This window comes from Clostridium sp. D33t1_170424_F3 (assembly GCF_015667585.1).
Taxonomy (GTDB): domain Bacteria; phylum Bacillota; class Clostridia; order Oscillospirales; family Acutalibacteraceae; genus Anaeromassilibacillus.
In genome coordinates this window covers 1-11,200 of the sequence record NZ_JADPEG010000028.1, presented here as the reverse complement: position 1 = coordinate 11,200, position 11,200 = coordinate 1, and the positions used below count along the sequence as shown (strand labels likewise).

At 55.0% G+C, this 11,200-nt stretch carries 11 protein-coding genes and 1 tRNA gene; 1 reads left to right on the top strand and 11 read right to left on the bottom strand.

From position 1 onward, the window contains the following. Positions 1-164 precede the first annotated feature (164 nt). From I4V53_RS13685 to murD, 11 genes are all read right to left on the bottom strand, one after another. A complete protein-coding gene (locus I4V53_RS13685) occupies positions 165-377 on the bottom strand; it encodes a cold-shock protein (protein WP_195986251.1) in 213 nt (70 codons plus the stop codon). Positions 378-565: 188 nt separating this feature from the next. Then, positions 566-1,081: a hypothetical protein gene (locus tag I4V53_RS13680; protein WP_195986250.1), complete on the bottom strand. Its 516-nt coding sequence runs from the start codon at positions 1,079-1,081 to the stop codon at positions 566-568. 17 nt (positions 1,082-1,098) lie between these two features. After that, the gene (locus tag I4V53_RS13675; protein WP_195986249.1) at positions 1,099-1,533 is read right to left on the bottom strand and encodes a cell wall hydrolase; all 435 of its coding nucleotides are present in this window, start codon (positions 1,531-1,533) and stop codon (positions 1,099-1,101) included. Positions 1,534-2,296: 763 nt separating this feature from the next. After that, entirely contained in the window at positions 2,297-3,283 is a 987-nt protein-coding gene (locus I4V53_RS13670; RefSeq protein ID WP_195986248.1) for an HNH endonuclease, read from the bottom strand. 485 nt (positions 3,284-3,768) lie between these two features. After that, positions 3,769-3,852: transfer RNA gene (locus I4V53_RS13665), tRNA-Leu, on the bottom strand. A gap of 175 nt (positions 3,853-4,027) precedes the next feature. Then, positions 4,028-5,299 (bottom strand): methionine gamma-lyase family protein, encoded by a 1,272-nt coding sequence (locus I4V53_RS13660; protein ID WP_353616532.1) that lies wholly within the window; start codon positions 5,297-5,299, stop codon positions 4,028-4,030. Between the two features lie 33 nt (positions 5,300-5,332). Continuing rightward, positions 5,333-5,536 (bottom strand): DUF6440 family protein, encoded by a 204-nt coding sequence (locus I4V53_RS13655; RefSeq protein ID WP_353616531.1) that lies wholly within the window; start codon positions 5,534-5,536, stop codon positions 5,333-5,335. After that, the gene (locus tag I4V53_RS13650) at positions 5,533-6,261 is read right to left on the bottom strand and encodes a GNAT family N-acetyltransferase (RefSeq protein WP_195986247.1); all 729 of its coding nucleotides are present in this window, start codon (positions 6,259-6,261) and stop codon (positions 5,533-5,535) included. The genes I4V53_RS13655 and I4V53_RS13650 overlap by 4 nt, the downstream gene beginning before the upstream one ends. Further along, positions 6,258-7,289: a M42 family metallopeptidase gene (locus tag I4V53_RS13645; RefSeq protein WP_195986246.1), complete on the bottom strand. Its 1,032-nt coding sequence runs from the start codon at positions 7,287-7,289 to the stop codon at positions 6,258-6,260. Before I4V53_RS13645 ends, I4V53_RS13650 begins: the two co-directional genes overlap by 4 nt. Further along, positions 7,290-8,306 carry a M42 family metallopeptidase gene (locus I4V53_RS13640; protein ID WP_195986245.1) on the bottom strand — a complete coding sequence of 339 codons (1,017 nt, stop codon included), beginning with the start codon at positions 8,304-8,306 and terminating at the stop codon, positions 7,290-7,292. 39 nt (positions 8,307-8,345) lie between these two features. Then, the gene (gene murD / locus I4V53_RS13635) at positions 8,346-9,740 is read right to left on the bottom strand and encodes a UDP-N-acetylmuramoyl-L-alanine--D-glutamate ligase (RefSeq protein WP_195986244.1); all 1,395 of its coding nucleotides are present in this window, start codon (positions 9,738-9,740) and stop codon (positions 8,346-8,348) included. Positions 9,741-9,901: 161 nt separating this feature from the next. On the opposite strand from murD, the gene I4V53_RS13630 reads away from it, so the two are divergent. Further along, the gene (locus tag I4V53_RS13630) at positions 9,902-11,179 is read left to right on the top strand and encodes a PepSY1/2 domain-containing protein (protein ID WP_195986243.1); all 1,278 of its coding nucleotides are present in this window, start codon (positions 9,902-9,904) and stop codon (positions 11,177-11,179) included. The last annotated feature ends 21 nt before the right edge of the window (positions 11,180-11,200 follow it).

Here is an 11,200-nt window from a genome sequence, read left to right as displayed (position 1 = left end):
AGTTGACCGACCGCGACTTTATTCTACCAGAAGGTTTTTTCACTATTTAATCTTTTTTACTCTCCCCGGCTTAGCCGGGGGTTGTCCTTTTGCTAAAGCTGATTAAAACAAAAAGATGCCCCCGGTTAGACCGGGGGCATCTTACATGCATCTATGCAGACCAATCAGGCGAGGCTGACGTTAACCGCGCGAAGCTTGCTGCTGTTTTTGGGATCCTGCTCCGTGTTGTAGGTCACGCGCTGGCCTTCCATGAGGTTTTTAAATCCCTCTCCGATAATCGCGGAAAAATGCACGAACACATCCTCGCCGCCTTCGTCGTTGGAAATAAATCCGAATCCTTTGCTCTCATTGAACCATTTGACAGTACCTCTATTCATAAGTGGCACCTCCTGTAAAAAATTACATTCAAAAATATCCGAACAAAAAACCGCGGCGTATCAAATCAAAACGAAATTGATTTAATACACCGCGGAAATCAATTAGTACATTTAGAATACTTTTATAGTATACCATACTTTTGTAAAAAGTCAAGTTTTTTCTTTTATTGTTTTTTGTGCGGCTCTTCTCAGCCCATTCCGGGAAAATTGTTCATTCTGTTCATGCCATTCATTCCATTTCTGGCGCCGCCCATTCCGTTCATATTGTCTATGTTAGGAGTACCGGAAAAGATCACGCCGCCGCCGGGACCGGGCATAACCGGACCAAAGTCAGCGGGCACGGCAGGCGTCACGCCGTTATAAGGGCCCGCATAGCGCTGGGGCCGCTGTCCTGGCAGGTAGAAGGTGACGAATTTCACCGAGAACATGTCGCAGATGACAAAGGTCTGCGTCGCCTCCTCATAGAGGGTGAGGACGCTGTTTCCGACCGCATAAAGAATACCGGACTTTGTCTGAATGCTCTGGGTGCCGATCAGGAATTCCACCACCACGAACTGTCCCAGGTTCTCGCTCAGGGCCTGCTGAAGAGAGCCCTGCATGGCGGGGGTATCAAAATCCGGCTGGGGTGGGACGTTAAGTCCGTTGTTTTCATTGGCCCTGGTTGGGACAATGTCCTGAACCGTATTGGGGAAAAATTGGTCCATAGGGTTAACCTCCAAATCTAAGTGTCCGCGTAGGCGTCAGTCGGGTTATAGAAGCAGTGGTCGCCGATGCGGATGACGAATTCTCCCACACGGGAAGGGAAATTGTTTCGGCAGTTGGGGCTGAAAGGATTGAAAAACCAAAGGGCGATACCCAGGTTGGTCAGGCGGTTGCCCGCCATGGCCCACTCGGCGATGTCCCAATTGACCTGCTCCAGCGCCATGTTATAGATGTTCTGGGCGTTGTAGCGCCCTCCCACGGACTCCATTGCGCAGGTGAACTGGCGGGGCTGAAAGACCACCTCCCGGACAGTATTGAGCCGTCCGTATTCCCCGTATGTTACGTTAACCCGGTTCATCACCACCGAGGCTACCGCCTTCATCCCGTTCTCTCCCTCGCCCCCCGCCTCACATTTGACGATGCGTGCCAAAAGCTCCAGGTCTGAATATGCCATGTGTATGAAACCCTCCTAATCGGGAGCACCTGGCCTGCCGCAGTGGTCTGCTTTCAGCTGCACTCCACGAAGTCCAGGTAGTTTCAGCGCAGAAGAGCGGCCACTGGAATGAAAAGAGAGCCAAAAGGCTTGATCCACGCCGGGTGACGGATGGGATAAACCGGCGGCGGATTGGGCGTCCCTCTCATTGGTACACACCAGCTGTCCACGCTGGATGAATAGAATTTAATGCATATAAAATCCGGAGGAAAAGATGGAACCGCCAACGGCATCCAGCCGGCCGAAAAGAGCGTGTTTCTTCCTCCATACGCACTCTCAGCCTTTCTCCGCTTTGCTCCATTCTATGCATCCGGGCTTGAATGTGCGCTTTCAGATTCTCCGTTTGCCATGATTTTCAGGAGAAGGGCTGTTTTTTATTTTGTTTATTCACTGCGGGCATTCACACATTAAAGAAAGGAAGCTGTAACCAGAAAGGGCCGCACTTGAAAGAGAAGGCGCTCCGGCTTGCCATATTATATTTGTTGGTATACAAAAACAAATGCGAACCCTTCTCAACGGAAAGAGTTCGCGTTATTAGTTACGAGTATATTGACAAAAAGAAACCAGCGATGTGCAAAATGCACGCCGCAGGTTTTGTCTTTGGCGGACAAACGAGATGCAATCGCTCAGTATTAGTAAAGTTCGCGAACACTCGAACAATTGAAATTGAAAAAGGAGCAATGCATAGACTTTTATATTCCTATAAAAGATGCCATTTAATTAATCAAATGGCATCTTTTTCTATCTGCGCTTGAATTTCTTCTATATCCTCGTTCAAGTGGACATGTATAAGCTTTTCATAACAATTAGGACATAGCGCAGCAACGTTATTAACTACGTCTAAACCGCCCTTAGATAACGGGCATAAATGATAGGATTTCAGGAATGGTTTCCCGTTCACAAAAAAAGGAGCTTCTTTTTTACACAATTGGCATCGGCCATGTGCCCTTCGTTTTGCATACTCATGAACATACAAATTATACTCGTAAGTTATGGCCTTTGTTATGCGTGAGCGGGCAATTCCGTCTACACTAGCTATTTTCTTTTTCAGTTCTTCATTGGAGATATCTTGTATCGCATCACCAACCATTTTCTGTTCTTTAATTATAAAATGCTCGTCCAAAAGGTTTTGATTGATGAGTTTTAAAGGGAATTTCCAGACCATTCTTAAGTTTCCTGCAAAATCAATTTCTTCTTTTTGAAATGGTTTCCCTATTAGTTTTACTATACCTCGATACATGTATTTCTTATTACTAAAAACTTCAAAAAGATAGTTGATGACTCCATTACTATTTGAATCGTTAAGTGTTTTGTTCTGAGCAAAATTGATATCTTGTGGGCCCTCCATTCCCATACCTGTATAATAGAGAACATCATTTTTCCAATAATCCATATATGCATTATTAGGATCGTCGTGGTGCGAAATAAGTACAAGTGCATCTGTAGAATGTGACCTACGCATACCACCTTGTGTACTACACTTAAATATTGCGCAAAGTTCCTCATTATAGTACTCTTTTCCAATTTCTAGCTTTGTAATAAGGTCATTTTTTCGTTTATCTATAAATTCTTGTACTTCTTCAAGTATAAATAATTTCTTACGCGTCCCCACTTGTGTATATGGTAATCCCTCGTCAATCATACGATACAATGTAGTACGAGCAATACCAGTTGATTCTAAAATTTCAGAAACTGTTAATAGATTTGCCATAACTATTCTCCCTTTTTTGTCCCACAAAAAATTGTTTTTTGTATCTGTGGTTTGTATTATATGCGCAGCTTTATATGTTGTCAAGCCTTTGACGAATAAATATAAATGGGTAGAAAAGTCTTCAGAAATTCGAACTCGCGCAGTTCCTTTAGATTCACCGAGTTACTATACATTAAGAAAATTATTTCTCACAATACAACTTTTAATAATACGTAAAGTTATATAGAAACGAAAGACGCCGACTGCTTTTCAGCAATCGACGTCTTTCGACAAAATATATCTTTGGCATGCAAGAAATAATGAAGATAGGTTTCACGGTGCATAGCCTTTAACCCTCGAAGTTTTTCATGATACATTTAAAATGGTGGCAATTATTATACCACAAGAAGAAAAAATTCCGCAAAGCAAATAGCAGTATACTATAAATTGTAAAATATGAAAGAAGTCAGCAGCTTTTTTAGCAACTGACTTCTTTCGACAAAATGTGGTGCGGGTAACAGGACTTGAACCTGCACGGATTTCCCACCAGAACCTAAATCTGGCGTGTCTGCCAATTCCACCATACCCGCATATTCAGTTGAAAGTGAAAAACAAAAAGTTAAATGTTACTTTTAAAGATCCTCTGTTGAACGACTCAAGCGGCAAAACCAGGGGCCTTGCCAGCAACCATCGGTCCTCAATTTTTTACTTTCCATTTTACACTGACAACTGTTATTATATCGAATTCCCTGCCGGAATGCAAGATTATTTGCCCAAAATCCCCCGCTCCAGCATGGACTGCGCCGCGAGCATCGCGCCGAGACGCCCGCTGTGGAAATTCAGGCCGCCCTGCATCCAGGCCGCGTACGGCTCGCGCAGAGGCGCGTCTGCGGAAAGCTCAATGGAAGCGCCGAGCGTGAAGGCGCCCGCCGCCATAATCACCTTGCAATCGTAGCCGGGCATGTCCCACGGCTCCGGCGTGACAAACGCATCCACCGGCGCGCCCTTCTGCACGCCCTGGCAGAAGGCCACCAGCGCCTCCTCCCGGCGCAGCAAAACCGCCTGGATGATATCCGCGCGAGGCTCGTCCGGCTTTGGCGTCACGTCATAGCCAAATTCGTTAAACAAAGCGGCTGTGAAAGCCGCTGTTTTGAGCGCTTCGCCTGTCACATGCGGCGCATGAAACGCGCCCATGAACAGCTCCCGGTTGTTACCGAGCGTACAGCCGATCTCCTTGCCGGTGCCGGGCGTGGTCAGGCGATAAGAGCAGCTTTCCACCAGGTCCTTCCGGCCCGCGATGTAGCCGCCGGTCGGGGCCACGCCGCCGCCGGGGTTTTTAATCAGGGAACCCGCCATCAGGTCCGCGCCGTGGGAAGTCGGTTCATCGCGCTGGACAAACTCGCCGTAGCAGTTGTCCACCATGACGATGCAGCCCGGGGCCTTGCGCTTCGCAATCTCCGCGATCCGCGCAATATCCTCCACAAACAAAGAGGGACGCAGGCTGTATCCGCGGGAGCGCTGGACATACACCATTTTCACGGACGGATCAATTTGTTCCTCCATTTCCGCATAATCGGGCGCACCGTCCGGCAGCAGGTCGATCTGTTCATAGGCAATGCCGAATTCCTTCAGGGTGCCGTTCCCGTCCCCCGTCAGGCCGATCACGCCGCGCAGCGTATCGTACGGCAGGCCGGTCACGCTGAGCATCTTATCGCCCGGTCGCAGCACGCCGAACAACGCCACCGTGAGCGCGTGCGTACCGCTTACAAAATTGTAGCGCACCAGCGCGTCCTCCGCGCCCAGCGCCTTTGCGTACACCTGATCCAGCACTTCGCGGCCCCGGTCGCCGTAGCCGTAGCCGGTGGACGCCGCAAAATGACTCTCACTGACGCCCGCCTCGATGAACGCCGCCAGCATCTTCTGCTGGTTGTAGTCTGTGGTTTCGTCGATCCCCACGAGGACCGGCGCAATCTTTTCCATGGCGCGCTTCGCGGCGCTCTGGATGCTCTCATCTATCCGAAAATCTGGGTATATCACGGGACTCCCTCTCTTTCCTTTTCCCTGTCAATTTTATTTTTCAAAGGGGCTGACCGGCGTGACCACCGGTTTTCCGTCCCTGCCAAGCAGGGGCGTCAGCCCGCCTGCGTATCCGCTGGAAACGTGCAGATAGTGAACCCCCGTTTCCCGGTCCACCAGCACGCGGATGACGTCCATCGTGCCCTGTGTGTAGGCCACCTCAAAGCGCTTATCTTTCATGAAGAATTCCTTTCTCACGGATGCAGCTCCGCAAAGCGGCCGCACCCGGCAAATCCGAGGGCGCGGTAGAACGCTTCATTCTCTCCGTCCGCCCGGAAAATATAGGTTTTTTGTCTATGTAACGACGCAGCCAGCGACCGCACCGCCAACGCGCCCAGGCCCTGCCGCCGGAAATCCGGATGCACCGCCACGGCGGACAACACGGCGGCCTCCTCCGTACACGCGGAGCAAACGGCACACGACGCCAGACGTCCATTCTGACGAAGTCCCACCGTTTGCGCGGTTTCGTGCCGGATACGGTGGGACAGGTCCAGATAGAACGGCTCGAACTCCGGCGGCACAAAGGACGCGCTTTCACAGTCGTGCAGCAGCGCGTGGACTTCCCGCAGGCTGGGATTCCATTCGCAAGCGGCCTCCGGTGCGTCGATGGATTCCAGCGCCATGATTTCACCTGCGACGGAAACGGAGAACAACAGCTCCCGCGCGGCTTCTTCTGCGCAGAGCACGGTCCGCGCGCCGGCCATCCGTACAAACGACGCAAGCTCTTCCGGCTCCGCGCCGGGCTGCACATCCAAAACCAACACATCATCCAGCAAACACAGCGCCGCGTGTTCTCCCTGCACCCAGAAACGCGCAAAGGGATAATCCAGCCCGTAGGCCTCCGCCGTGGCGCGAATCCGGCAGGCAAACGCGCTTCCCCGGAACGGGTCCAGCTCCGCGAGGGCCTTGACCTGCTGAATCATACCGGTTCCGCGCCGGCGATCTTCTCCGCCAGGCGCGCAATCAACGTCTCCGCGTCGTGGAAATCCTGCTGGGAAATCAGGCTCACGGCGGAATGCAGATACCGGCAGGGCAGGGACACCGCTACCGTGCGCACGCCCTCCCGGGATACATGAATCGCCCCCGCGTCGTTGCCGCCGGCAACCGCTTGCTTCGCCTGGCAGTTTACGCCGATTTCCTCCGCCGCGTCAAACGCCATCCTGTAATACTCCCTGTCGTAGATGGTCCGGCGGTCCATGAAGGACAGCACCGGCCCCTTCCCCACATGGCAGACCTGCTTGTCCTCCGGCACGCCCGCCACATCGGCGGCGGTGGTGCTCTCCACCACAATGGCCGCGTCCGGCGCGATGGCAAACGCCGCCGTTTTGGAGCCGTTCAGCCCGGTTTCCTCCTGCACGACAAACGCGAACATCATATCGTACGGCAGGTCGCTTTTCAGCAGATCGATCAGGATGGCGCAGCCCGCGCGGTCATCCAGTGCGCGGCTCTTGACCATACCGTGGGCCGTATCGAACAGCGAATCAAACGTCACCGGGTCGCCGGGCCGCACGACGGCCTCCGCTTCCTCGCGGTCCGCCGCGCCGATGTCAATATACAAATCCCTGACCGGGACGGATTTTTCTTTTTCTTCGCCGGTCAGCAGGTGGATGGGCTTCGCACCGATCACGCCCCCTACGTTTCCGCCCACGGTGACGGGCTTGCCGCACAGCACGCGGCGGTCGATGCCGCCGACGGTCGCAAAGCGGAGCAGACCGTCCTCCCCGATGTGCGTCACGATCATGCCCACCTCGTCCATGTGGGCGTTAAGCATCAGCCTGGTTTTGGGGCGCTGCTTTCCTTTTTTAAAGGCGATCAGGTTGCCCAGCGGCGTGACCTCCAACCGATCGGCATAGGGTTCGATTTCCTTCCGGATCCGTTCGCGCACTTCATCCTCATATCCGGAGATACCGCGCGCGGCGCAGAGTGTTTCCAAAAGTTTCAGATCCGCCATTTATTCCGCCCCCTTTACATAGGCCGCCAGCAATTGCGCGACGTGCTCCACGTCCTGCACGTCGACGACCTCCACCGGCGTATGCATATACCGCAGCGGGATGGAAACCATCGCCGTATGGACGCCCGCCTTTGCGGTTGCAATGGCGTCGGCGTTGGTGCCGGTTTCCCCGCCCATGATTTCCAGCGTGTACGGGATGTCCTTTTCCTTTGCGAGCTGCACCAGTCGGTCCGTCATCGGTCGGGAAAGCACCGGCGCGATCCCGATCATTGGCCCGCCGCCCAGTTTGCCGCATTTTGCCGGGTCCACGCCCGGCTGCGCGGCAAAGCTCACGTCCACCGCGACCGCCTCGGTCGGCTCCAGCGCGAACGCGCCGGTTTCCGCGCCCTGCCCGCCGGTTTCTTCCCTGCTGCTGAGCAGTATGGTGAGCGCGCAGCCGAGCGGCTCCTCCTGTAACAGCTGCGCGCAGCGGATCAGCGCCGCACAGCCCGCGCGGTCGTCCAGCGCGGGGGACGCGATGCGGTTTCCCAGCAGGCGTTTTTGCGGCGCGCGCACCAGCACGCGATCTCCGGGGAAAACCAGCGCTTTGGCCTCTTCCCCGGTCAGGCCCACGTCAACGGCCATCTGATCCACGCCTTCCACCTTGTCCTCCCCGCCGTCGGTGAGGTGCGGCGGCATACAGCAGACGACGCCCGTCAGCGTTTCCCTTCCAAAAACCGTCACCGGGCTGCCGGGCAGGACGCGGCGGTCCGTACCGCCGCAGCGGTCCACGCGCAGAAAGCCCGAGTCCTCCACGCGGGTCACGATCAGGCCCACCTGGTCGATGTGCGCGTCCAGCAGGATGTGACGCCTGGCGTCCCGTTTTCCCATGCGGCACACGACGTTGCCCATGCGGTCGACTGCCGTCTCCCCAAAATTCAGCAGCTCCCGCGCGGCCCGCTTTGCAGGGGCGCACTCGTCGCCCGGCGTGCCCGGCTCCGCGCAGAGCGCAAACAGCAATTCTTTTAATTCCTCCATGGCGTTCTCCTTTTATACAAATCGTATCATTATATCAAATTATTCCAATCTGTTTACAATCTGTTTGAAATGATTGCCTCGCTCCGCAAAATTGGGATACAGATCAAAACTCGCGCTGGCGGGGGAAAGCGAAACAATGTCGCCCGGTTCCGCTTCCTTCCGGCAGAGCCGGACCGCCTCTTCCATTGAAGCGGCGTGCAGAATCTTTGGACTTCCCTCGCGGCAGGCCGGAGCGGCCAGCACCGCCGCCTCGATCTTCGGCGCGGTGGCGCCCATCAGAACCAGTGTTTTGACCTTTTCCACGATGACCGGGCCGAGGGAATCGTATGGAAGCTTCTTATCGTAGCCGCCCGCGATCAGGATAATTTTGCGGTCGTACAGGGACAGCGTGCCGCGCGCCGTGCGGGTCGGGCTGGTCCCAATGGAATCGTTGTACCATCTGACGCCGTCCAGCTCGCGCACCAGCTCCGCGCGGTGCTCCACGCCGCCGAAGTTCCGCGCCACCTGCCGGATCACCTCTAAATCGACGTCGCCCCAAACGGCGGAAATCGCCGCCAGATAATTCTCTACGTTGATCGCGCCGGGAATCTTGATCTCCGAAGCGTTCAGAATAAAGGTATCCTGGCCGCCCTGCGCCATATAGATATTCCCCTGTTCGTCCGCCCACGCGCCGTACGCACAGCGGTCTTTGCGGCTGAACTGGAAGAGCTGCCCGCGCACCTCCGGCGCGAAGGAAGCGGTGATCGTATTGTCCGCGTTGAGCACAGTGCGGCTGAACGCGTTCTGGTGCAGGAAAATATTTTTCTTTGCGTCGATATACTCCTGCATATCCTTGTGAACGTCCAGATGATTGGGGGACAGGTTCGTCACCACCGCCACCGCCGGACTTTTCCGCATGGAAATCAGCTGGAAGCTGGAAAGCTCCACCACCGCCGCGTCGCCGGGCCGGACGCTCTCAATCTCCGGCAGCAGCGGACGGCCGATGTTGCCGCCGAGGTGCACCGTTTTACCCGCGGCCTTTAAAAACTCCGAGATAATGGTCGTGGTGGTCGTTTTGCCGTCGCTTCCCGTCACCGCATATATTTTGCAGGGGCAGAGGTCGAAGAAAACCTCCATTTCCGAGGTGACCGCCGCGCCGCGCCGGCGCGCGTCTTCCAGTTCCGGCAGGGTAAACTTCATGCCGGGGGTGCGGAAGATCATATCCACGTCGAGATCCTGCAAATACGTCTCTCCCAGACGCAGCTCCACGCCGAGCGCTTCCAGCTCCTCCGCTTTTTCTCCGAGCTGTTCGCGCGTGCGGCGGTCGCAGGCAATCACCCGCGCGCCTTTCTCCCGGAAAATCCGGATCAGCGGCAGGTTGCTGCCGCCGATGCCGCAGAACGCCGCCGCTTTGCCTTTGACCGATGTAAAGAATGCTTCCACTCTGCTGTCCATACTTTGCCCCCGCGTTTCGATTTTTTCGTTCTCACAACTTCCCTATTATAGCCCACAATATCCGTTTTCGCAATCGAAAACCCGCATAATTGGGCGGGCAGCTGTTAAAAATAACCGTATCTTCCAGAACACCTCTGTCAGGAAAGGCTGGTTCAAATTTTATGAAACAGAACAGGAAATTTGTGATGCTAACCATTGCGATGATCGCCGTAATCGTGGTGCTCGGCGGCACCACCGTCAGCGGATACGTGCAGGCCTCCAAGTACAAAATGAATCTGAACTACAACTATCAGCGCGCGGTAATGGACCTGGGCGACTGCGTGGACAACATTGAGAACACGCTCAACAAGAGCGTCTACGCCAACACCCCCACCCAGCAGAACGGGCTTGCCGCCAAGCTGATGAGGGAAACCAGCATGGCGAAGGCCGCGCTGTCCATTCTGCCGCTGGAAAACGGCACACTTTCCAACGTGAACAAGTATATTTCGCAGGTGGGCGACTTCTCCATGGCGCTCTCCAGCCGCATTTCCGCGGGCGGCAAGATCACGGAGGAGGAATACGCCTCCATGAAGAACCTGGAGCAATACGCCGCCAAGCTGAAGGAAAGCCTGCGCGAGGTACAGCCGGACTTTGACGCGGGCCCGGTGGACGAAAGCTTCCGGCAGACGGCGGACGACTTCACGGACTACCCGTCCCTGATCTACGACGGCCCGTTCTCCGACCACATCGGGCAGATGAAGCCCAAGCTGCTGGAGGGTTTGGCGGAAGTGCCGCAGGGCAACGCGCAGAACAACGCCGCGGAATTTCTCGGCCTGACGCAGGACAAGCTGACCCACACACAGGACAACGACGGCGGCCTGCCCATGTACAATTTTGAATACGGCGCCATCCGCATCTCCGTTACAAAGGCGGGCGGCGTGGTCTGCGCCATGACGGATTCCCGCGAGATCGGCGGCATGCAGCTGGACGAAGCCGCCGCCAAGGCCGCCGCGCAGAACTTTTTGAACGCCAAGGGCATCCGCAACATGAAGGAAAGCTATTATGTGATTAACGACGGCATCTGCACCATCAACTACGCCTACACGCAGGATTACGCCGTGTGCTACCCCGACCTGGTCAAGGTCAGCGTGGCGCTGGACACAGGCGATATTGTGGAGTACAACGCGACCGGTTATATTATGAACCACCACGACCGTGCGAAGCTGGAGCCGAAGCTCAGCCAGGACGAGGCGCAGCGGTCCGTCAGCCCCGCGCTCACGGTGGAAAGCGCCGGACTGGCGCTGATCCCCACGCCGGGCCTGAATGAGGTGCTCTGCTACGAATTCCAGTGCAAGGGCGAAAACGACGACCGCGTGCTGGTTTATATCAACGCTTCCACCGGCATGGAGGAACAGATTTTTATTATGATGCAGTCCGATGCGGGCATTTTGGTGAAATAACAGAAGGAGGCGGCGCTGGCG